The sequence below is a fragment of the Nonomuraea phyllanthi genome, from assembly GCF_006334985.2.
Classification (GTDB): Bacteria; Actinomycetota; Actinomycetes; order Streptosporangiales; family Streptosporangiaceae; genus Nonomuraea; species Nonomuraea phyllanthi.
This window is the reverse complement of the sequence record NZ_VDLX02000009.1, coordinates 173,606-194,446: the sequence shown is the minus strand read 5'-3', so window position 1 is coordinate 194,446 and position 20,841 is coordinate 173,606. Positions and strand designations below refer to the sequence as shown.

General features: G+C 72.4%; 20 protein-coding genes. 9 read left to right on the top strand and 11 right to left on the bottom strand.

The annotated features are described in order from the left end of the window. Positions 1-33: 33 nt before the first annotated feature. Positions 34-495 carry an RDD family protein gene (locus FH608_RS24720; RefSeq protein WP_139632977.1) on the bottom strand — a complete coding sequence of 154 codons (462 nt, stop codon included), beginning with the start codon at positions 493-495 and terminating at the stop codon, positions 34-36. Between the two features lie 77 nt (positions 496-572). Between FH608_RS24720 and FH608_RS24715 the strand changes: the two genes are divergently transcribed. Then, complete coding sequence (locus tag FH608_RS24715) at positions 573-1,607, top strand: hypothetical protein (RefSeq protein ID WP_139632976.1); 1,035 nt, start codon at positions 573-575, stop codon at positions 1,605-1,607. A 94-nt stretch (positions 1,608-1,701) separates the two neighbouring features. Further along, on the top strand, positions 1,702-3,126 hold the full coding sequence (gene glnA, locus FH608_RS24710) for a type I glutamate--ammonia ligase (RefSeq protein WP_139632975.1): 1,425 nt from the start codon (positions 1,702-1,704) through the stop codon (positions 3,124-3,126). A gap of 196 nt (positions 3,127-3,322) precedes the next feature. On the opposite strand, the gene FH608_RS24705 is transcribed toward glnA (FH608_RS24710), so the two are convergent. Next, positions 3,323-3,826 carry a DUF402 domain-containing protein gene (locus tag FH608_RS24705; protein WP_194244273.1) on the bottom strand — a complete coding sequence of 168 codons (504 nt, stop codon included), beginning with the start codon at positions 3,824-3,826 and terminating at the stop codon, positions 3,323-3,325. Between the two features lie 193 nt (positions 3,827-4,019). On the opposite strand from FH608_RS24705, the gene FH608_RS24700 reads away from it, so the two are divergent. Together FH608_RS24700 and FH608_RS24695 are read left to right on the top strand one after the other, a co-directional pair. After that, the gene (locus FH608_RS24700; RefSeq protein WP_139632973.1) at positions 4,020-4,628 is read left to right on the top strand and encodes a flavin reductase family protein; all 609 of its coding nucleotides are present in this window, start codon (positions 4,020-4,022) and stop codon (positions 4,626-4,628) included. 375 nt (positions 4,629-5,003) lie between these two features. Beyond that, positions 5,004-5,492, top strand: a complete 489-nt coding sequence (locus FH608_RS24695) for a GNAT family N-acetyltransferase (protein WP_139632972.1) — start codon at positions 5,004-5,006, stop codon at positions 5,490-5,492. Positions 5,493-5,540: 48 nt separating this feature from the next. Here FH608_RS24695 and FH608_RS24690 read toward each other — a convergent pair whose 3' ends face one another. Both FH608_RS24690 and FH608_RS24685 read right to left on the bottom strand, forming a co-directional pair. Next, the gene (locus FH608_RS24690) at positions 5,541-6,281 is read right to left on the bottom strand and encodes a B3/B4 domain-containing protein (protein ID WP_226899849.1); all 741 of its coding nucleotides are present in this window, start codon (positions 6,279-6,281) and stop codon (positions 5,541-5,543) included. Positions 6,282-6,479: 198 nt separating this feature from the next. Continuing rightward, positions 6,480-7,754 (bottom strand): MFS transporter, encoded by a 1,275-nt coding sequence (locus FH608_RS24685; RefSeq protein WP_226899848.1) that lies wholly within the window; start codon positions 7,752-7,754, stop codon positions 6,480-6,482. A gap of 57 nt (positions 7,755-7,811) precedes the next feature. Here FH608_RS24685 and FH608_RS52935 point away from each other — a divergent pair, with 57 nt between their 5' ends. Next, the gene (locus tag FH608_RS52935) at positions 7,812-8,807 is read left to right on the top strand and encodes a LysR family transcriptional regulator (protein ID WP_226899847.1); all 996 of its coding nucleotides are present in this window, start codon (positions 7,812-7,814) and stop codon (positions 8,805-8,807) included. Between the two features lie 11 nt (positions 8,808-8,818). Here FH608_RS52935 and FH608_RS24670 read toward each other — a convergent pair whose 3' ends face one another. The 3 genes from FH608_RS24670 to FH608_RS24660 are packed head-to-tail and all read right to left on the bottom strand — an operon-like array spanning position 8,819 to position 13,526. Then, entirely contained in the window at positions 8,819-9,340 is a 522-nt protein-coding gene (locus tag FH608_RS24670; RefSeq protein WP_139632971.1) for a GNAT family N-acetyltransferase, read from the bottom strand. Positions 9,341-9,380: 40 nt separating this feature from the next. Beyond that, complete coding sequence (locus FH608_RS24665) at positions 9,381-10,415, bottom strand: hypothetical protein (RefSeq protein WP_139632970.1); 1,035 nt, start codon at positions 10,413-10,415, stop codon at positions 9,381-9,383. A 33-nt stretch (positions 10,416-10,448) separates the two neighbouring features. Further along, on the bottom strand, positions 10,449-13,526 hold the full coding sequence (locus FH608_RS24660) for a bifunctional [glutamine synthetase] adenylyltransferase/[glutamine synthetase]-adenylyl-L-tyrosine phosphorylase (protein ID WP_139632969.1): 3,078 nt from the start codon (positions 13,524-13,526) through the stop codon (positions 10,449-10,451). Between the two features lie 77 nt (positions 13,527-13,603). Between FH608_RS24660 and FH608_RS24655 the strand changes: the two genes are divergently transcribed. Continuing rightward, positions 13,604-14,128, top strand: coding sequence for an HXXEE domain-containing protein (locus tag FH608_RS24655; protein WP_139632968.1), 525 nt, complete (start codon positions 13,604-13,606; stop codon positions 14,126-14,128). 21 nt (positions 14,129-14,149) lie between these two features. On the opposite strand, the gene FH608_RS24650 is transcribed toward FH608_RS24655, so the two are convergent. Further along, positions 14,150-14,833 carry a type 1 glutamine amidotransferase gene (locus FH608_RS24650; protein ID WP_139632967.1) on the bottom strand — a complete coding sequence of 228 codons (684 nt, stop codon included), beginning with the start codon at positions 14,831-14,833 and terminating at the stop codon, positions 14,150-14,152. Between the two features lie 119 nt (positions 14,834-14,952). Continuing rightward, the gene (locus FH608_RS24645) at positions 14,953-15,666 is read right to left on the bottom strand and encodes a PaaI family thioesterase (RefSeq protein WP_139632966.1); all 714 of its coding nucleotides are present in this window, start codon (positions 15,664-15,666) and stop codon (positions 14,953-14,955) included. 362 nt (positions 15,667-16,028) lie between these two features. Between FH608_RS24645 and FH608_RS24640 the strand changes: the two genes are divergently transcribed. Further along, entirely contained in the window at positions 16,029-16,634 is a 606-nt protein-coding gene (locus FH608_RS24640; protein WP_139632965.1) for an AAA family ATPase, read from the top strand. Here the strand turns inward: FH608_RS24640 and glnA (FH608_RS24635) are convergent. Further along, a complete protein-coding gene (gene glnA / locus FH608_RS24635; protein WP_139632964.1) occupies positions 16,616-17,977 on the bottom strand; it encodes a type I glutamate--ammonia ligase in 1,362 nt (453 codons plus the stop codon). The genes FH608_RS24640 and glnA (FH608_RS24635) overlap by 19 nt on opposite strands. A 152-nt stretch (positions 17,978-18,129) precedes the next feature. Between glnA (FH608_RS24635) and FH608_RS24630 the strand changes: the two genes are divergently transcribed. Together FH608_RS24630 and FH608_RS24625 are read left to right on the top strand one after the other, a co-directional pair. Next, on the top strand, positions 18,130-18,675 hold the full coding sequence (locus FH608_RS24630) for an EF-hand domain-containing protein (protein ID WP_139632963.1): 546 nt from the start codon (positions 18,130-18,132) through the stop codon (positions 18,673-18,675). Positions 18,676-18,683: 8 nt separating this feature from the next. Further along, positions 18,684-19,724 carry a terpene synthase family protein gene (locus FH608_RS24625; RefSeq protein ID WP_193318602.1) on the top strand — a complete coding sequence of 347 codons (1,041 nt, stop codon included), beginning with the start codon at positions 18,684-18,686 and terminating at the stop codon, positions 19,722-19,724. Between the two features lie 99 nt (positions 19,725-19,823). On the opposite strand, the gene FH608_RS24620 is transcribed toward FH608_RS24625, so the two are convergent. Continuing rightward, the gene (locus FH608_RS24620) at positions 19,824-20,783 is read right to left on the bottom strand and encodes a DUF5937 family protein (protein WP_139632962.1); all 960 of its coding nucleotides are present in this window, start codon (positions 20,781-20,783) and stop codon (positions 19,824-19,826) included. Positions 20,784-20,841: the final 58 nt, after the last annotated feature.

The window sequence follows — 20,841 nt, the reverse complement described above, 5'->3', positions numbered from 1 at the left end:
GTTTTTGAACCCGGTATGCTTTTTATCGCCGGGCTACATGCGGACGACCATCGTGTTGGACACGCGGTCGTGCACCCCCCGGTGGTCGCGATCCCAGATCAGGGCGGGCACGGCCAGGCACAGCAGCACGGTGCGCACCAGCACGGGCAGCCAGCGGGGGTCTCCGCCGTCCATCGCCGCGACCCTGATGCCCGCCAGCCGGTGCCCGAACGTCTGCCCCATGAAGCCGACCAGGATCACGTACTGCAGGGCGAAGACCGCCACGGGCGCCCACGGCTGCTCGGCCGGGTTCATTCTCAGCAGCAGCTGCACGACGAACCACGTGCAGATCATCCAGTCGATGAGGAGTGCGGCGATCCTGCGGCCCCAGCCGGCGATCGACCCGCTGCCCTCCCCGGGCAGGCCCAGGCGCTCCCCCGGGTATCCGAGATCGACCCCGGCGGACCTGATGCCGCCCAGCCAGGTCTGCGTCCACCGAGGCTCCTTGCCGCTCATGCCTTCAACGGTATCCGCCCGGCAGGCCGGTCGGCCTCGTGACCCGGCCGCGTCCCGGAAGCGCCATGATGTACGCCATGCCACACGGGGATGACCTTGACGCGCGCTTCAACGAACTGGTCGCGCAGATCGACACCGACGAGCGGCGCAGGATGCGGGCCGCGGCCGCCAAGGGGGCGAAGGAGCAACGCCGTACGGACCGGGTGGAAAGGCGCCCTGACAAGCGCTTACCCGACCGCTTATACGAGACGGAGCCCCGCCCCCGCCCCAGGCGGCGGGCCGGGCGGGCCTGGATCGCGATGGCCGTGATCACCGGGCTGATCGCCGGCGCGGGCGTGCTCGTGACCTACCGGCCCGATCTGCTGACGCCGTCGAGCGTGGTGGCCGAGGGGCTCGCGCCCGTGGAGGCGGCCCCGATGGAGCTGGTGAACCCGTTCGCCGGGTCCCCCGCCGACGACTACGCCGAGGGGATCGGCGGTTTCGTGATGCCCGAGCCGAAGGCGATGGCCGGGCTGTCCAAGAAGGACGTGGCCAAGGGCCTGGAACGGACGCGCGAGCTGCTCGCGGCGGCCTTCCTCGACAGGCGGACGCTCATCGACGGCCGGCCCGACGCCTTCGCCGAGCTGCTCCACCCCGACCTGCGCAAGGCATTCCTGCACGACCTCGAGCACGACAAGAAGTACGGCCCGGGATACGTCCTGCGCTTCGCGCCGGGCACGGCCGAGCTCGCCACCGACGTGATCAAGGTGCACGGGACGGCCACGCTCGGCACGTACAAGGAGGACGGCATGCGCGCCGTCGAGGTGAAGCTCAACCACCTCGTCGTCTACGCGCTGCGCCGGCCGCGATCGCCCGGTTCCCCCATCCGTTTCGTCGCCCACAGCACCGGCAGCGTGCTGCTCTATCGCGAGTCAGGCCGGCTGGTCGTCTGGCCGACGGACTGGGGCACGAGCCATGCTCCCGCGAGCTGCGACGTCCATGACGGGTTCGTGCACCCGGTCTACGACGACTCGCCGCCGGAGAAGGTGCAGCCCAGCGGGCCGCCGGTCGATCCGTACGCGCTCGAGGAAGAGGACGACGGCCGCGATTGCACCTGGACCGAGCCGACCTAACCCTGCGTAACACGTGCGAAACAATCGAGACACCGGACGGAAACGGCCGAGCCCTAGCGTCGGCATGATGGCCAGTCCCCAGGGAGGTTCGAGAGTGTTCAACTCCGCCGACGACGTCCTGAAGTTCATCAGTGACGAAGGGGTGCAGTTCGTCGATGTCAGGTTCACCGACCTGCCGGGGACGACTCACCACTTCACCTTCCCGGTTGAGAACTTCAGCGCGAGCGTCTTCACCGACGGGCTCATGTTCGACGGATCCTCGATCCGCGGATTCCAGGCGATCCACGAGTCCGACATGCTTCTGCTGCCCGACCCGACCAGCGCCGTGGTCGACCCGTTCCGGCAGCACAAGACGCTCAATCTCAACTTCTTCGTGCACGACCCGCTGACCGGCGAGGCCTACAGCCGCGACCCGCGCAACGTCGCCCGCAAGGCCGAGGAATACCTCCGGGGCACGGGCATCGCCGACACGGTCTACTTCGGCCCCGAGGCCGAGTTCTACATCTTCGACGACGTGCGCTTCGAGACCAGGCAGAACGCCGGCTACTACTACATCGACTCCATCGAGGGCGCCTGGAACACCGGCAAGGCCACCGAGGGCGGCAACCTCGGCTACAAGCCGCGCTACAAGGGCGGCTACTTCCCGGTCCCGCCGATGGACCACTTCACCGACCTGCGCTCGGAGATGGTGCGCAACCTCATCGAGTGCGGCATCGACGTCGAGATGCAGCACCACGAGGTCGGCACGGCGGGCCAGGCGGAGATCGACTTCAAGTTCGGCACGCTGCTCAAGACCGCCGACCAGCTCATGCTCTACAAGTACGTGATCAAGAGCACGGCGCTCGAATACGGCCACACGGTCACGTTCATGCCCAAGCCGATCTTCGGCGACAACGGCTCGGGCATGCACTGCCACCAGTCGCTGTGGAAGGACGGCTCGCCGCTCTTCTACGACGAGGTCGGCTACGCGGGCCTGTCCGACACGGCCCGCTACTACATCGGCGGCCTGCTCAAGCACGCGCCGTCGCTGCTGGCCTTCACCAACCCGACGGTCAACTCCTACCACCGCCTGGTCCCCGGCTACGAGGCCCCGGTCAACCTGGTCTACTCCCAGCGCAACCGCTCGGCCTGCGTCCGCATCCCGATCACGGGCTCCAACCCGAAGGCCAAGCGCATCGAGTTCCGGGTGCCCGACCCGTCGTGCAACCCGTACTTCGCGTTCTCGGCCATGCTGATGGCGGGCATCGACGGCATCCGCAACAAGATCGAGCCGCCGGAGCCGGTCGACAAGGACCTCTACGAGCTGCCGCCGGAGGAGGCCCGCAACATCCCGCAGGTGCCCGGCTCGCTCACCGACGTGCTCAACGCCCTGGAAGCCGACCACGACTACCTCCTCGAGGGCGGCGTCTTCACGCCCGACCTGATCGAGACGTGGGTGTCGTACAAGCGGGAGAACGAGGTCGACCCGATCCGGCTGCGCCCGCACCCGCACGAGTTCGAGATGTACTACGACGTGTGACGGCGCGGTTCCCCGGGCTCGGCGATCTTCCGGGAAACGGGCGCTGAGCGGAGGAAAGCCTCTCGTCAGTTGTCGTTGCCGAGCAATGTCAGCCGGAACAGAACGGCCCGGCACCGTGAATCGGTGCCGGGCCGCCTGCGCTGGTGGGGGCGATGACGTCTTCCCGCGGCCCCATACGGTCCGGGGACCCGGCTCATCAAGCCCGCTCCAGCCACTCCCACCCCGCGAGGACAACGGGCTCGGTAGCAGACGCCAGCCTGGTCTGGAGATCGGATGCCGCAGCTCGGGCCGCGGTGACGACGGCTTGAGGCACCATGCACTCGGCCACGGTCTGCTCGAACTCCTCCTCATCGACCAGCAGGACGGTGCCATCCGCGAGCCGCGCCAGGTCCAGTTCGAGGTCTGTGTAACTCCACCCCGACTCGCCCAGAGTCGGCGGCGTGCAGATGTCGACGCTGATCCAGCGGTCGTCACGCCACCACCACGCCGCCCACCAGCCAGTGCGTGGAAGTAACTGCACGCCATCGCTGGGCAGCACCACCGACGTGCCGTCGGCCTTGCGATGGACCTCGCCTTCCCCGCTGAACAGCCACGTACCGAACTCGTCGGCGCCCAGCACCAGAGCGTCCCATTCTGCCGCCGGCCTGGGCGCGTCCGTGCCCGGCAGCGGCCACTTTCCCTTCCGCACGCCGATCCGCATCCCGGCCTCGTCCTTCCTCGAGAAACACCTGCGCCTCCGGCGACACGATCCTGGCATCGCTTGTGGCTCAGCATCGGGGTTCGACCTTGACCAAGGCAAACGTCGCCTGCTGCGGTGCCGGCCGTTCGCCGTGCGGCCCATGGCTCCGCGTGGCACCCACTACACGCTGTGAGCGCGATGAATACTGAACGGCATGCGCGTCGACTTCGATCCCGAGGCCCTGGGCGGGGCGAGTTTCTACCGGTTCCTCACCTCGGTCGTCGTTCCGCGTCCCATCGCATGGGTCTCCACGGTCACACCCGACGGAATGGTGACGAACCTCGCCCCCCACTCCTTCTTCAGCATCGCCAGCACCGATCCGCCGATCCTGCAGTTCACCTCGATCGGCCGCAAGGATTCGCTGCGCAACGTCGAGGACACCGGGGAGTTCGTCGTCAACTTCGCCTCCGAGCCGCTGCTGCGCCTGGTCCGCGACACCGCCACCGATTTCCCACGAACCGTGAGCGAGTTCGAGTTCGCCGGGATCGAAGGCGAGCCCAGCCGCCATGTCCGGCCGCCCCGCGTGGCCGCCTCCCCCGTGGTCCTGGAGTGCCGTTCCCACACCACGCTGCGCATGGGCAACTCCACCCTGGTGTTCGGCAGGGTCTTCCTCGCGTCGGTGCACGAGGAGTACCTCGTCAACGGCCGGCCCGACTCCGGGCGGCTGCGGCCGCTGACCAAGCTGGGCGGCGACGAGTGGGGCACGCTGGGCGAGGTGCTCCACCTCAACCGCATCCCGTACGAGGAACCGGCGGTCAGGTGATGCCGCTCGTCCACCCCGGCCGCCCTGTCGCGCAGCTCCCGCAGCCGCCCGCAGACCGCGACGCATTCCCGGGAGAGCCGCCCTTGCGGACCTCCAGCAGCCCCCACATGGCCATCTCGGTCTTCAGGCTCTCGACGGCGGTCCCCGCGGCAGACGACCGGCGTGTCCGACGGCCGCCGCCCGCAGCGCGTCGGCATGCTGCACCAGCCGGCGACAGCCGGTTGACCACCCCCGGCTGCCGCAGCTCGCGCTGGAAGTAGGTGCGCGCCGGCGCGGGGCCGGTCGACACGTACGGGAAGCATCGGAGCCCCCTCCTGGAAATCCTGTTGCCCGCGCCCCATGGGCCGGTCACGCTGAGCGGCAGGAGGTGCTGGAGTGGCCGAGGTCGTCGTGAGGCTGTCGGTGCGTGATCTGACCCAGGAGGACCTCGAATGGTGTTCGTGGTCGGGGACGAGCCTGCACCTGGCGCAGGTCGCACAGGAGCTGGAACGCGCGCGGCGCGGTGATGTGGACTACCTGGCCGTGTGCCCTCCGTCCGGCATGCCGGTGGCGATCGGCGGGGTCGACTATCAGGCGAATCCCGGAGCGGGAACCTTGTGGCAGCTGGCCGTGCATCCCGCGTTGCAGTCCTGCGGCATCGGCACTCTCCTGATTCGTGCGGCGGAGCAGCGCATTCTTGCCAGAGGGTTGCATCGGGCGGAGTTGAGCGTCGAGGAGAGCAACCCTCGCGCCCGCGCCCTGTACGAGCGACTCGGTTACGTCGCCCATGGCCGGAAACCGGAAGCATGGGACGAAGAGGGGCCGGACGGTGTGATCAGGCGTCATGAGACGATCTGCACCGCGATGCGCAAGTCCCTGGCGTGACCGCTCAGGCGGATCACGTATCGAGGCGGCCGGTCGCTCCGGCGGGTGTCAGGTCGCGAACGTGAAGCGGGGCTCGGCCGGGGTGAGCAGGGCGGAGCGCGGCGTCACCGGCCAGAGGGCGCTCAGCTCGGCCGCGAGCGCGGCCGTGAGGGACTCGACGTCCTTCCCCGCCGTGTCGTGCAGGGCCTCGGCGACGATCAGCACGTCCGTGGTCGTGTCGCGGACGGCCGAGTGGCCGCTCTGGCGGTTGGTCCAGCGGCGGGCGTGCGCCCGTCCGTCCGCGTCGGCGAAGATCACCTCGCCGGGCGGCGGGTGCTCGGTCCCGCCGGCGAAGGTCAGGTACGTCTCGTCGCCCGCCGCGCGCCTGACCTCGACGTACCCGGAGATCCGGGAGACGTCGAAGACCGCCACCGGGATCGCGTACGCGAGGGAGACCGCGTTGCACAGGTCGATCAGGGGGTGCAGGCGCGGCAGCGCGCCCTCCTTCCTGAAGCGGCGCAGCAGCGACTCCGACGCGCAGCGGTACTGCGTCGGTTTGAGGCCCATCGCCGAGAACGCCCGCCGCCACGCCTGGACCTCGGGCAGCTCGCCCTCCGAGGCGGTGGCGAGCCGCTTGGCGGCGAGCTCGCCGAAGCGGGCGACCTGCTCATCGGCCGAGACGTCCCCGGTGAGACCGGCCGCGAAGATCGCCCCCGGCGCGAGCCCGGGGAAGTCTCGCCAGATGTCGCTCGCATGCTGGAAGTGCACGGTCACCTCGTCGTCGTGGCCTGGGCGTCGGTACCGGCCCACGGTACTCCCCTCGGGCCGCCTCAAGCCCGGGATGGCGGGACGCCGCGCCCCCGTGTGGCCGTCTCAGGCCCCTCCGGCCGCCTCAGGCCCGTCACGGCCGCCCTCAAGCCCGCCCGGCCGCCCCGAGCCCGCCCGGCCGCCCCGAGCCCGTCCGGTCCCCCCGAGCCCGTCCGGTCGCCCCGAGCCCGTCCGGTCGCCTCAGGCCGGGATGGGGGTGCGGGCGCGCCGGGCGGCCAGGGCGTAGGCGGCGAGCGTCAGCGCCGTCAGGAGCGCGGCCACCAGCAGGGGCCGGCCGACGACGCCCATGACCGCCACGCCGAGGGTGGCGCCGACCTGGCGGAAGGCGTTCAGGACGCCGCCCGCCGTGCCCGCCGTGCCGGGCGGCGCGCTGTTGACCATGCCGGCCATCAGCGCGGGCAGCACGAACGACAGCCCGAAGCCCGTCACCAGCAGCCACAGCGTCAGCGCGTCCGTGAGCGCGACGCCGGTCAGGCCGGCCGCGAGCAGGGCGAGACCGGCCACGATCGGCGGGCGGGGGCCGTAGCGGGCCACCAGGCGTCCGGTGAGCAGCGGGTTCACGGTCATGGGGATCGTCATCGGCAGGAACGCCAGCCCGGCCGCCATCGGCGCCAGGTGGCGGGTGTCCTGGAGGAGCAGGGTCAGCACGAACAGCGCGCCGGAGAAGGCGAAGTTGGCCGCGGCGCCCGCGAGCAGTTCCGGCCAGGTGGCCGCGAGCAGGCCGCCGGGCAGGGCGGGCGCGTGGCTGCGGCGCTCCGCCAGCACCAGCGCCGCGAGGGCGGCCACCCCCAGCACGCCCGCCACCGCCGACGCGTCGATCAACGCCTCCGCGACCAGGCCCAGGAACGCGCAGGCCAGCGCCTGCACCCGCCAGTCGATCTCGCGGTGGCCGCGCGGCGAGCCGACGCGGCGCATGACGAGCAGGCTGATCAACGCGATGGGCGGGTTGAGCAGGAAGACGGCCCGCCAGCCGGACAAGTCCACGAGGAGGCCGCCGAGCAGCGGTCCGGCGGCGAGAGCGCTGCCGGTGATGGCCGCCCACAGGCCGGTGGCGCGGGCGCGGGCGGCCGGGTCGGGGAAGAGCTGGCCGAGCAGGCCGAGCGAGCCGCCGGTGCACAGCGCCCCCGCGACGCCGAGCAGGGCACGCAGCCCGATGAGCACGCCGAGGTGCGGCGCCGCGGCGCTCAGCAGGGAGATCACCCCGAACGCCGCCACGCCGGCCTTGAAGATCCGGGCCGCGCCGTACCGGTCGGCCACCGCTCCCCCGACGAGCAGCGAGGCGGCGAAGGCGACCGTGTACGCGTTCACCGCCCACTGCTGCCCGGCCAGCGAGCCGCCGAGCGAGTCGCGCAGGTCGGGCAGCGCGATCGTCAGCACGGTCGTGTCGAGGATCACGAGGAAGTAGGCGAGGGAGAATCCGAACATCATGCGGCTCAGCCTGCTGAAACGCCGCATGTCCGCTCAACAGGCGCGGCCTCAGGGGGCGTTCGGGAAAACCGTATGCTGACATTTATGGATTTGCGGCAGTTGCGGGGGTTCGTTGCCGTGGCGGGGGCGGGCACCGTCACCGGCGCGGCCAACAGCCTGGGCCTCGCGCCCGCGTCGGTGTCGGAGCAGGTGCGCAGGCTGGAGCGCAGCCTAGGGGTGGCGCTGTTCGAGCGCACGCCCCAGGGGATGCGCCTGACCGGGCCGGGCGCGGCGCTGCTGGCCCGGGCGCAGGGGCTGCTCGACCACGCCGACGAGGTACGCCGTGCCGTCACGGGGCAGCGGCGCCGGGTGCGGATCGGCGCGCTGGAGATGCTGGCCGCGGCCCGGCTGCCGGCCGTGATCCGCCGCCTGGCGGAGCGCCGCCCCGACCTGGACGTGGACGTGTGCTCGCTGACCCGGCAGCCGCTGCTGGCGGGGCTGGCGAGCGGCGAGCTGGACGCGGCGCTGCTGCTGGACACGGGCCTGCGGATCGGCGGCCTGGGCTTCCCCCTGCCGCCCGCCCCCACCCAGAGCTCCACCTCCGAAGGCCCAACCAGAGCGGGAGCCGCGGCCGGAGCCCGGGCCGGCGCGGGGACGGGAGCCGGTGCGGGGACAAGGACCGGTGCGGAGACAAGGACCGGTGCGGGGACGGGAGTTGGGGGCGGTGGTTCCGCCGTGGAGCCCGGCCACCTGGACTTCGTGGACGTGGGCGAGGTCAAGCTGTCGCTGGTCGCGGCCCCGGACGGCGATCGTGAGCCGCTGCTGGTCAGCGCGCCCGGCTGCTCGATCCGGCTGGCCGCCGACCGGACGTTCGGCGCGGAGGTGCCGCGCAGGGAACTGACCAGCATCGCCACCGCCCGCGAGTGGGCGAGGCAGGGGCTCGGCAGCGCGCTGCTGCCGGACTTCGTCCTGGAGCCGGACCTCGCCTCCGGCGCGCTCGTGACGCTCGACTCCGACGCGCCGCCCCTGGCGCTGCGGCTGGTCTGGCTGCGGGGCCGCGAGCCGGCCCTGCGGGACGTCCTCTACGCGATGAGCACCTGAGAGCGGTACGGCTAGGGGCGCTCGAGGTGGTAGACCACGTGGGGCAGCAGGGGGCTGTCCTTGGGGAGCCGCGGGTGCTCGAAGTCCGCCAGGTGCGTCATTCCGAGGCGCTTCATCACGGCCTGCGAGCGCGTGTTCCGCTCGGCCGTCATGGAGATGATCTCGTCCAGCCCCGCCTCCCCGAAGGCGTACCCGACGGCCTGCCTGGCCGCCTCGGTCGCGTACCCCTGCCCCCAGGCGGGCCGCGCGAGCCGCCACCCGATCTCCCACGCGGGCAGGAACGGCGCGTCGAACGTCTGCCGGATCAGGCCGGTGAAGCCGATGAACTCGCCGCTCTCACGCACCTCCAGCGCCCACAGCCCGAAGCCGTGCTTGCCGAACTCCTCCTCGATCCTGTCGACGAAGTGGTCGCTCTCCGCGCGGGTGAGCGGCGCCGGGAAGTGCTCCATGACCTCCGGGTCGGCGTTCATGGCGGCGAAGGGCTCCCTGTCCTCCTCGCGCCATCTGCGCATGATCAAACGCTGCGTCTCCATCCGACCCACGATAGGGCTTTCCTCCGTACCCGGGCGCGGCTCAGCGCCGGGACCTGAGGCCGGTGACGCGCCGCAGCACGTCCCACCAGAACGGCGCACCGAACAGCAGCGCCACGTACGTCAGCAGGAAGCCCGGCCAGTGGCTCGGCGTGGTGATCCGGTCCCACCAGGCGCCGCCGTTCCAGCGCACGACGGGATCGCCCTCCGCCGGGAACGACACGCTGACCAGCGCGTGGTCGACCATCGTGACGAGCGCCGGCTGGCTGAGCGTCTCGGTGACGCACCGCACGGGGTCGTCCCCGCCGCAGCGGGCCTTCAGCTCCTCGTACGCGCCGGGCCCGGCCCCCGCGACGGCCGTCACCGAGGCGCGCAGGGCGTTGTCGCGCAGCAGGGTCTTGGCGTACTCCAGCCCGTCCATCGTGAACACCAGCGTCACGAGCAGGCCGAGCACGGCGACCACCCACTTGACGTAGCGCTTGTAGAGCATGGACAGCCGCTGCATCTCCCCGTCGAACCAGGTCTCCACCCCCTGCCTGAACCGGTCGAGGTCGCGCTGCGCCGTCTCCCACACGCCCTTGAGGTGGCCGTAGAGAGGGCTGCCCATGGATCTGAGCTTGCCCAGGAACCCCTCGACGCCGTCCGGCTCGCTCGCGGCCAGCTCCATCAGCGCCACCGCGAACCGCCCTGGGGGGATGTTCGCGATGCTCGTACGGCCGGACTTCGGGTGGTCGATCTCCTGGACGCGCTGGTAGAGCAGCTTGACCATGGCGTCCTCGGCCTTGTCCTCGCGCTCCGGCAGCTCGCCCGGCTGGGCCGGGGAGGGCTGGTCGCTGTGCTGTGGGCGCGGGTCGCGGGTGAAGGGCAGCGCCGCGAAGACCTCGCCCGGGTTCGCCGGCAGCCATGACCTGCCCTGGGCGTCGGAGCCGTCCATGGTGTCCCTGAGGTAGGCCCACAGGAACTTGCTGCGGATGGACAGCAGCCGCACGACCGCCTCGTTGAGCCCGCTCACCAGCAGCGACAGCAGCAGGAACGACACCGTCAGGCCGAGCGCCAGATCCACGTATACGGATAACACGCGGGCCTTGATACACCCGCGGGCGGTGCCGGATCAAGCCCCGTAGAAGACCCGTTCCACCACCTGGCGTGCGCGGCGGGTCACGCGGCGGTAATCGTCGAGGAAGTCCTCGGAGCCGTCCGGGGGGTAGCCGAGCGTGCGGGCGATCAGCTTGCGCTCGCCGGAGTCGCGCGGGACGCTGTCGCCCGGCCGGCCCTTGACCAGCATGATCGCGTCACGGATGCGGGAGGCGAAGCGCCACGCCTCGGCCAGCACGGCCTCGTCGGCCGGGGCGAGCAGGCCCTCTCCCACGGCCGCGCGCAGGGCCTCCAGCGTACGGGTGGTGCGCAGCGACGGCAGCTCCCCCGCGTGGCGCAGCTGGAGCAGCTGGGCCACCCACTCCACGTCGGACAGCCCGCCGGGGCCCAGCTTGGTGTGCAGGGCCGGGTCGGCGCCGCGCGGCAGGCGCTCGGCCTCCATGCGGGCCTTGAGCCGCCGGATCTCCCTCACCGCGTCGTCGTGCAGCCCGCCCGCCGGGTAGCGCAGCTCGTCGACCATCGACACGAACCGCGCGCCGAGCTCCCGGTCGCCCGCCGAGAACCTGGCCCGCAGCAGCGCCTGCGACTCCCACGGCGACGACCAGCGCGCGTAGTAGGCGCGGTAGGAGGCCAGCGTGCGCACCAGCGGCCCCTGCCGCCCTTCGGGGCGCAGGTCGGGGTCGATGACCAGCGGCGGGTCGGGGGCGGGCAGCGCGAGCAGCCGGCGCACCTCGTTGGCCACGGCGAAGGCGGCGTCGGTGGCCTCCCGCTCGGCCACCCCGGGCAGCGGCGAGTGCACGAACATGACGTCGGCGTCGCTGGCGTAGGAGCACTCCATGCCGCCGAGCCGGCCCATCGCGATGACGGCGAACCCGGTGACGTCAGGGGCCTTGGCGAGGGCGACGTCGAGCGCGGCCTGCAGGGTCACGTCGTTGAGCGCCGACAGGGCGCCGCCGACCGTCTCGATGTCGATGAGCCCGGAGATGTCGGCCACCGCCGTACGGAACAGCTCCTTGCGCCGCAGCGCCCGCACGGCCGCGACGGCGCTCTCCGGGTCGCCCCCGTGCCGGGAGACCGCCGCCGAAGCCTCGTTGGCCAGCGACTCGCGCGAGCGCACGGCCAGCTCCGCGTCGGAGCCGAGCATCGCGACCGCGTCGGGCGCGTGCAGGATCAGGCCGGTCGCGTAGCGGCTGGTGCCGAGCACGCGCGACATCCGGGCGGCCACGGCCGTCTCGTCGCGCAGCAGCCGCAGATACCACGGCGTGGTGCCCAGCTTGTCGCTCACCTGCCTGAAGCCCAGCAGCGCGCCGTCCGGGTCGGGCGTGTCGGCGAACCAGCCGAGCATGACGGGCAGCAGCGTGCGCTGGATGGCCGCCCGCCTGGACACGCCGGAGGCCAGCGCGGCGATGTGGCGCAGCGCGCCGGCGGGATCGACGTAGCCGAGCGCCTCCAGCCGCGCCTGGGCCGCCGTCGCCGGCAGCCGCGCCTCGGCCTCCTGCAGCCGCGACACGGCCTGCAGCAGCGGCCGGTAGAACAGCTTCTCGTGCAGCCGCCGCGCCTCCATCGCGTGCCGCCGCCACCTCGCCGTGAACTCCCCCACCGGGTCGGCCTGCATGCCGAGCGCCCGGCCGAGCCGGCGCAGGTCCTCCTCGCCGGTGGGCACGATGTGGGTGCGCCGCAGCCGGTGCAGCTGGAGCAGGTGCTCGACCTGGCGCAGGAACGAGTACGCCTCCGCCAGGCCGCGCGAGTCGTCGCGGCCGACGTAGCCGCCCCTGGACAGCGCGGCCAGCGCGGGCAGCGTGGCCCTGCGCCGCAGCAGCGGGTCGAGCCTGCCGTGCACGAGCTGGAGCAGCTGCACCGCGAACTCGATGTCGCGCAGGCCGCCCGGGCCCAGCTTGAGCTGGCGGTCGCCCTCCGAGCGCGCGTGCGCCTCGACGCGGCGGCGCATGGCCTGCACGTCCTCGACGAAGTTGTCGCGGGTGGCGGCCGACCACACGAGGTCGTTGGCCGCCTCGACGTAGGCCGCGCCCAGCTCGGCGTCGCCCGCGACCGGCCGGGCCTTGAGCAGCGCCTGGAACTCCCACGTCTTGGCCCAGCGCCGGTAGTAGGCCAGGTGGCTGCCGAGCGTGCGCACCAGCGGCCCCGACCTGCCCTCCGGCCGCAGGCCCGCGTCGACCTCCCACAGGGAGCCCTCGGAGGTGGTGGTGGAGCAGGCCCGCATCATGGCCTGGGCCAGCCGGGTCGCCGTACGCAGCGCCTTGGCCTCGTCGGCGCCCTCGCGCGGCTCGGCCACGAAGATGACGTCCACGTCGCTGATGTAGTTGAGCTCGCGGGCGCCGCACTTGCCCATGCCGATGACGGCCAGGCGTACGTCGGCCTCGTCCACCTCGGCCCGCGCGATGGCGAGCGCGGCCTCCAGGGCGGCGCCCGCCAGGTCGGACAGCTCGGCCATGACCTCCGACAGCGAGGCCTCGCCCGTGAGGTCGCGCGCGGCCAGATGCATCAACCGGCCCCGGTAGGCCACGCGGAGGGCGTTGAGCGGGTCGTCGGCGGTGGCGACCCAGCGCGGCTCCCCGGGCGCGGGGGCGGCTCCGGCGGCCTCTCCCGGCGCGATGCCGTCCCCGGGCACGGCCCCGGACGCGTCTCCGGGCACGGCCCCGGACGCGTCTCCGGGCACGAGGTCGTCACCTGGCGCGGCGCCTGCGGCGGCTTCGGGCGCGAGAGCCTCTCCGGGCACGGCGCCGACGGCGCGCAGCAGCTCGGCTCGCGCGTCGCCCAGTCGCGGCCGGGCGAGGAGCGCGACGTGGCCGGGGTGGCGCACCAGATGTTCGCCGAGGGCGGCGCTGACCCCCAGCACGGCCGGCAGCCGGGCGCGCAGCCGCTCGTCCTCGCGAACGGCGCCGAGCACTGCGGGGTCGCGCTCGGCCAGGCGGGTCAGCGAGACCAGCGCCTGGTCCGGGTCGGCCACGTCGACCAGCAGCTCCAGGAGGTCGTCCATCTCGGCTCCCGCCTGGCGGACGAGCTGCGCCGCTCTCGCGCCGTCGGCGAAGCCGAGCTTGGCGAGTCTCGCGGCGGTGGATTCGATCCTGGGCACCCCTCCATCTTGACAGCCACTTCCGGCGTACAATAGGAACGCAACGTTGCGTTGTGTTTCGGAGGAGGTGCTTTCGGATGGTTTCACCCGGTGTCACGTGGGGCCTGCTCGCCGCGTGGGCGGTGCACGACGCGGAGGAACTGGCGACCATGGCGCGCTGGACGCGCCAGGCCCACGAGCGGTGGCCCTGGTTCCCCGAGGTGTCGCAACGGCACGCCACCGTGGCCATCGGGCTCATGGGCGGGGTGATGGCGGGGGCCTCGGCGCTGGGGGCGCGTACGGGCGGGCGCAGTCCCGTCTTCCAGGCCGCGCTGCTGGGGTTCGGGGCGCACGGGGTGGTGCACCTGGCGCAGGCCGCGGCGGCACGGCGGTACACGCCCGGGCTGGTGACCTCGCCCCTCGTCGTCCTCCCGTTCACGGCGTGGGCCTGGCGGCGCCTGCGCACCGCCGGGGTGCCGGTGCGGGCCGGCGAGTCGGGCTGGGCGGGGCTCGCGGCGTTCCCGGCGGTGGCGGGCGGCGTGCACCTCCTGGCCCGCTGCCTCACCCGCCCCCGTGCGCGCGCCTCCAGGCAGGTTCCCCCACCCGGCGGGAGCCGGCCGTAGTACGGCCTCGCGGGCGCGGGTTCAGGTGCGGGCGCGGGCCGCGATCACCGCGGCGAACGCCTGCGCCACCGGCCGCCAGGTCGCGACCAGCGCGCCCTCCGCCGCCTTGACCCCGGCGTTGAGCTCCGAGGCCCCCTCCAGGCCCGAGCCGGCGGTCCAGGAGGCGAAGATCTCCGGCGTGGCCTCCGGATGGAACTGGACCGCCCAGGCAGCCGACCCGAGCCGATAGGCCTGGTTCGCGTACCGGGAGCCGGTCATCAGCGGCACCGCGCCGTCCGGCAGCCGCGTCATGGCGTCCTGGTGATACTGGACGGCCACGGCCGTGCCGACGCCCGCCAGCAGCGGGTCGGAGGCGGCGGCGGGCAGCGGGACCACCTCGCACGCGCCCACCTCCAGCCCGTTCGCGCCCCGCTCGACCGTGCCGCCGCAGGCCATGGTCAGCAGCTGCGCCCCGAGGCAGACGGCCAGCGTGGGGACGCTCTCGGCGACCGCCAGGCGCAGCAGGTCGCGGGTGGCGGGCTGCCAGGGGCTGCGCTCGTCCTCCCAGGCCGCCGCCGCGCCCCCGAGCACGATGAGCCCGTCCGCCGGGCGCGCGGGGATCTCCTCGCCGAGGTACGGCCGCACGACGTCACAGGGCAGCCCCAGCCACCCGGCGAGGTATCCGAGGCCGGCTTCGGCCTCGTGCTCGATCACGGTAATACGCATATCAGGCAAATTATCCGTCACTGGAGAGTCGGCGCGGACGCGGTGCCGGAGGACGATCCTGCTCGACGACCGCTCCGTCTCGGCCGTCGCCACCCGCGTCACCGCCGGACGAAGCGCATTCAGCGTGGAGCGATCCAGGTCGCGCGGGCGGCGGCGACGAGCGTGCCGTCCATCTCGTAGATGGCGCTCTGGCCGTACATCTTGCGCCCGTCGCGGCCGGTCGGGCGGGCCACCACGGAGTAGCGGCCGCCGGGGGTGACCGGGCGGTGGATCTGCACGGCGATGCGGCCGAGCAGCGCGGTCTCGCCGGGGCCGAAGTGGGCCCAGCCGGTGATGCAGTCGAGCACCGCGCCGACGATCGAGGCGGGCACGCCGTCCTCGCCCGTCACCGTGAACGGCACCCGCCACCCGGCCGCCACCAGGTCGGTGCCCTCCACCGGGCCGGGGAAGATGCGCAGGCCGTCGCCCGGCTCGCGCAGGCCGCAGGCGAAGCACTCGGCGAACGGGTGTGCCTTCAGGCCCACGAACCCCGCCTCGGCGCGGGCGGCGTCGTTGAACGGCACGAAGCCCGGACCCTCCAGGTCCTCGGCCACGGGGATGGCCTCGACCAGCAGCTTGTCGCCGTCGGAGAGGGAGACGGTGTTGGCGACGTGCTCCAGGCGCAGCTCGGTTTCCAAAGGGGTGGGGGCGTGCAGCGTGACCTCGACGGCTGATCGGCCACCGTTCAGCGCCTCCGCCATGGTGCCGGCGATCCAGCCGCCGTTGGCGATGCCCGCGGGCCCCCGGAAGCGCTGGGGAACGGTCAACACGGTCTGCAGGGCAGCCGTCGTCATGCCACATCCTCCAATATCGCCGCATACGGCGAGAAGTCCATAAATGTCAATAGGAGCGGACCGATTTTACTGGACTCCCGGTTTCGCCAGATCTTGGGGGTCCTGACGCTGATCGGCACTCGTCATAACGCCTCGAAGGGATCAGGAACTTCCCGCACCCCCTGCCGCGGCAACGAAAATCGGCCTCACTCCGGACGCGCGCGTGGAGTGAGGCCGATCAAGGCGTCGGGACGTACCCTATCCCGCCTTCCCACGGCCCGCGACCAATCCGCCGATACTGCCCGCGCACGGCCCGCGTCCGTGCTCGCCCACCGCGCGGAGGCTGTAGAAAACGAGCAGGAGAACGAGGCGGGGGTGAGGGTGTGCAGGGGGCGAGACTGCGGTATCCGCCGGGGTCCCTGGTGGTCCTGACGGGGCTTCCCGGCGCGGGCAAGACCACGCTGCTGCGGCGCCTGTACGGGCTGCGCGGCACGGAGAGCCTGCCCGTCACCGTGGGCGCGGTCACGGTGATCGACACGTTCCAGGCCAAGCGGCACTGGTACGGCCGGCTCGGCTGGCTCCCGCGCCCCCTGCGGCGCGGCGTGATCTTCGTCACTCATCTCAGCCGCATCCGAGCGGCGCTGGCCCGCGGCCACGCGGTCGTCGCGCACAACCGGGGCTGCGGCCCGTACGTGCTGCGCGGCTTCGCCTGGCTGGCTCGCGGGCAGCGGGCGAGCCTGCACCTGCTCTTACTCGACGCGCCGCCGGAGGTGGCGCTGGCGGGGCAGCGGGCCAGGGGCAGGGTGGTCGCGCCGGCGACGTTCGCCCGCCACCGGCGCAACTGGGACGGCCTGGTGGGCAGGGTGAAGAGCGGCGATCCCGCCCCCGCCGCGGGCGCGTACGTGGTGGACCGGGCGGGCGCCGACCTGCTGCGGGAGATCGTGTTCGACGCGGGCGACCTGCGCGACGCTCAGAGCACCGGCAGGTAGCGCCCCAGCTCGAACTCGGTGACGTGCCGCTGGTATTCGCGCCACTCGGCCCGCTTGTTGCGCATGAAGAAGTCGAAGACGTGCTCGCCGAGCGTCTCGGCGACCAGCTCGCTCTGCTCCATGACCGAGATGGCGTCGTTGAGCGAGCCGGGCAGCGGCTGGATGCCGAGGGCGCGCCGCTCGGCGCTGGTCAGCGTCCAGACGTTGTCCTCGGCCGCGGCGGGCAGCTCGTAGCTCTCCTCGATGCCCTTCAGCCCGGCCGCCAGGATGAGCGCGAAGGCGAGGTACGGGTTGCAGGCCGAGTCGAGCGACCTGAACTCGATGCGCGTCGAGCCGCCCTTGTGCGGTTTGTACATCGGCACCCGGACCAGGGCCGAGCGGTTGTTGTGGCCCCAGCAGACGTAGGAGGGCGCCTCGCCGCCCTGGCCGGCGATGGCCTCGGCCCCGCCCCAGAGCCGCTTGTAGGAGTTGATCCACTGGTTGGTGATGGCGGTGATCTCGGCGGCGTGCCGCAGCAGCCCGGCGATGAACGAGCGCCCGATCTTGGACAGCCGGTAGTCGGCCCCGGCCTCGTAGAAGGCGTTCCTGTCGCCCTCGAACAGCGACATGTGCGTGTGCATGCCGGAGCCCGGGTGCTCGGTGAACGGCTTGGGCATGAACGAGGCCCAGATGCCCTGCTCCAGCGCGACCTCCTTCATGACATGGCGGAAGGTCATGATGTTGTCGGCCGTGGTGAGCGCGTCGGCGTAGCGCAGGTCGATCTCCTGCTGGCCGGGCGCGCCCTCGTGGTGGCTGAACTCGACGGAGATGCCCATCGACTCCAGCATCAGCACCGCCTGGCGCCTGAAGTCGTGGCCGGCGCTGTGGGGCGTGTGGTCGAAGTAGCCGCCGGAGTCGATCGGCTCAGGGCGGCGGCCCGCCTCGGGGCGGTTCTTCAGCAGGAAGAACTCGATCTCCGGGTGGGTGTAGAAGGTGAAGCCCATGTCGGCGCACTTGGCGAGCGTGCGCTTGAGCACCCAGCGCGGGTCGGCGTGCGAGGGGGAGCCGTCGGGCATGAGGATGTCGCAGAAGATGCGCCCCGCGCCCGGCGTCTCGCTGCGCCAGGGCAGGATCTGGAACGTGGCCGGGTCGGGCTTGGCGAGCATGTCGGACTCGTAGACGCGGGCGAAGCCCTCGATGGCCGAGCCGTCGAACCCGATGCCCTCCGCGAACGCGCCCTCCAGCTCGGCGGGGGCGATCGCGACGGACTTGAGGAAGCCGAGCACGTCAGTGAACCACAGCCGGATGAACCGGATGTCGCGTTCCTCGAGCGTGCGGAGCACGAACTCCTGCTGGCGGTCCACGGTGTCCCCTCTATCGACAGTACGGCTCTTTCTACCAGGATGCCGTGCCCGTGTTTCGCACACGTTACGGGGTGCGCCGGTGCGAGCCTCGCTGACAAAGCCCCCCGCCCCGACTTAATGTGATCACGCAGTCAGTCTCGGGGGAGGCATTGGTGGCTATCGACCTGCTCAATCACAAACTCGATCGGGCGTTCGACCACATCGACGCGAGCGGCAACGGCGTCGTCGAGCGTGAGGACCTGCTGGGTCTGGGCGCCCGCATCCTGGTGGGCTTCGGGGAGTCCCCCACCTCGGTCACCGGGGCGAGCCTCGTCGACGGCTTCGACGAGATCTGGTCGGCCCTGTCGCGGGCGCTGGAGCGCGACGCCGACTTCAGCATCGCGCGCCAGGACTTCCGCACCGGGATGGTGACGGCGTTCGTCACGGGCGACCAGTACGACGCGGTGTTCAGGCCGGCGACGATGGCGGTGGCCGAGCTGTGCGACGGCGACGGGGACGGCCGAATCGGGCCGGGCGAGTTCCGTACGATGCTGAGCGCGTTCGGCGTGGCCTACGACGACGTGGACGAGGCGTTCGACCGGCTCGACCGGACGGGCCGGGGCGCGCTGACGGTGGACGAGCTGGTCCTGGCCGCCGCCGACTACTACCGCAGCGACGACCCCAACGCCGCGGGCAACTGGCTCTTCGGCCCGCTGTGAGCAGCGACGTGAAAAGCGACGTGAAGAACGCCGTGAAGACCGCCGCGGAGACCTCCGCCGCCTTGAACGCCGCCACCGGCGGCACCGTGTTCGCCACGGTGCGCACCCGGCTGCGCTCCGCCCTGACCTCGCTGCTGCCGCTGCCGCGCAGGGGCGGCTCGGCCGCGATGGCGCTGCTCCCGCTCACCGAGCGGGTGCCCGCGATGGCGGCCCCGTGCAGGATGCACCCGGCCGTGTACGCGATCGAGGCCGCGGTCATCGACTGGGCCAGGAGGACCGGGCTGCGCGCCGCCCCGGGCGTGGGCTACCACCGGATGGCGGGCCGCGCGTTCGCCGAGTTCGACGCGGCCGCTGCGGCGCTGTTCGCGCAGTGGCTGACGTGGCTGTTCCACCTGGACGACGAGCTGGACGAGGGCTCGTGCCCGCTGGACATCTTCGACGGCATGCTCAGGGGCGCGGCGCGGCACCCGCTGGAGGCCGCGTTCGCGGACCTGTGGCGGGTGACGAGCGCGCGGATGAGCGACCGGTGGCGGGCGAGGTTCGCGGTCGGGCTGCAGCGCCAGCACGACGCCTGCCGCACCGAGGCCGACAACCGGGCGGCGGGCCGGATGCCGACGCTGGAGGAGTACCCGGCGCTGCGCAGGGGCACGGTGGGGCCGTACCTCTACGACCTGGTCGAGCCGTGCCTGCGGGTGGAGGTGCCGGCGTGGGTGCACGAGTGCGAGCCGTGGCAGCAGCTCGTGGACGCCTGCAGCGACGTCACGGCCTGGTGCAACGACGTGGCCTCGCGGCCGAAGGAGCGCGGCGACGTGCACAACTTCGTGGTGCTGGCGATGCGGCAGCTGGGGCTGGGCGAGCGGGAGGCGACGGCCTGGGTGCTCGACCGGATCACGGGGCGCTGCCAGGACATGCACAAGGCCGCCAGGCGGCTGCCGCTGGAGGACCTGGCGCCGAAGGAGGCGCGCGACGTCAGCAAGGTCGCGTGCGCGTACCTCGCGGCGCCGCGCGCCCACCTCGACTGGCTGCTGGAGTCGAAACGCTACGCCTGACCGGCGCCGCCGGTGTGAGTCAGGAGTGGCTTGTGTGAGTCACGGGTGGCCCATTCGGGTCACGGGTGGCCGGTCTGGATCACGGGTGGCCGGTCTGGGTCACGCCTGGCCGGCGAGCGTGTCGCCGGTGGCGGTGCGGCGGTAGACGACCTGCTTGCCGACGCGCATCCCGACCGCGAGCCCGCCGCCGCTGAGCACCCCGAGGTGCTGGCTGACCGCGCCGGGCGTGAGCGCCATGCGCGTGGCCAGGGCGGAGGTGGTGGCGGGCTCGGCGAGCGCCAGCAGGATCTGCGCCCTGCTGCGGCCTATCAGCGCGGCGAGCGCGCCGGGCGCGGGCGGCGGCCCCTGCTCCCACAACGTGCCCACGCCGAGCACGGGATAGACCAGCATCGACTGGTACGGTTCGCCCATCACGGCCACGGACGGCCACCAGAAGGCGCTCGGCACCAGGAGCAGCCCGTCGCCGTGCAGCTCGCCCGGCAGGCACGGCTTGTCGACGAGCAGCCGCTCCCCCGTCCACTCCACGGCCGGGGCGAGCCCGGCGAACAGCTCGCGCGCGCCGCCCTGGGCGAGCTGCCGCGACCGGCGCAGCACGTCGCGCTCCAGCAGCGCGTACACGCGCGGCCAGAACTCCGCGAAGCACGCCTCCCAGTACGTCTCCAGCGCGTCCGCGACCCTGGCCACCCCCGCCTCGGGGTCGGCGAGGAACCGCTCCAGCCCGCCGCGGCCGGGCCCCGCGACCCGCGCCGCCTCCGCGCGGGCCTGCCGGGGATCGGCGCTCCTGACCCGTTCGAGCTCGGCGGCGAACTCCGGCATGGGCGTGTCGGGCGGCGGTGTGACGAAGTCGGCGATGTAGCCGGTCGGGGGCACGAGCGCGAACAGCTCCGCCAGGTCGAGCTCCGCGAGGCGCGGGCGCACGGCCTTGAGCCAGGGCAGGTGGATGGACTGCCTGGCCGGCCCCTGCAGCGTGCGCAGGCTGGCGACCAGCTCCCACATCGGGGAGAACGCGAATCGGATCCGGGCGACGTCCTCCGGTTTCAGCACCCATGCCAGCGACATGCTTTTAGCGTGCACTAAATCGTTCGCGGTCGCCAAGCCGAACCTTCAAGCTGTGTCA

What these genes read in the sequence shown, in the direction of transcription:
- FH608_RS24670 (WP_139632971.1), bottom strand. Translation starts at nt 9,340, where the DNA reads ATGGAGACGCAGCGTTTGATCATGCGCAGATGGCGCGAGGAGGACAGG.
- FH608_RS24700 (WP_139632973.1), top strand. Translation starts at nt 4,020, where the DNA reads ATGCGCGTCGACTTCGATCCCGAGGCCCTGGGCGGGGCGAGTTTCTAC.
- FH608_RS52935 (WP_226899847.1), top strand. Translation starts at nt 7,812, where the DNA reads ATGGATTTGCGGCAGTTGCGGGGGTTCGTTGCCGTGGCGGGGGCGGGC.
- FH608_RS24705 (WP_194244273.1), bottom strand. Translation starts at nt 3,826, where the DNA reads ATGCGGATCGGCGTGCGGAAGGGAAAGTGGCCGCTGCCGGGCACGGAC.
- FH608_RS24620 (WP_139632962.1), bottom strand. Translation starts at nt 20,783, where the DNA reads ATGTCGCTGGCATGGGTGCTGAAACCGGAGGACGTCGCCCGGATCCGA.
- FH608_RS24685 (WP_226899848.1), bottom strand. Translation starts at nt 7,754, where the DNA reads ATGCGGCGTTTCAGCAGGCTGAGCCGCATGATGTTCGGATTCTCCCTC.
- FH608_RS24715 (WP_139632976.1), top strand. Translation starts at nt 573, where the DNA reads ATGCCACACGGGGATGACCTTGACGCGCGCTTCAACGAACTGGTCGCG.
- FH608_RS24655 (WP_139632968.1), top strand. Translation starts at nt 13,604, where the DNA reads ATGGTTTCACCCGGTGTCACGTGGGGCCTGCTCGCCGCGTGGGCGGTG.
- FH608_RS24720 (WP_139632977.1), bottom strand. Translation starts at nt 495, where the DNA reads ATGAGCGGCAAGGAGCCTCGGTGGACGCAGACCTGGCTGGGCGGCATC.
- FH608_RS24645 (WP_139632966.1), bottom strand. Translation starts at nt 15,666, where the DNA reads ATGACGACGGCTGCCCTGCAGACCGTGTTGACCGTTCCCCAGCGCTTC.
- FH608_RS24650 (WP_139632967.1), bottom strand. Translation starts at nt 14,833, where the DNA reads ATGCGTATTACCGTGATCGAGCACGAGGCCGAAGCCGGCCTCGGATAC.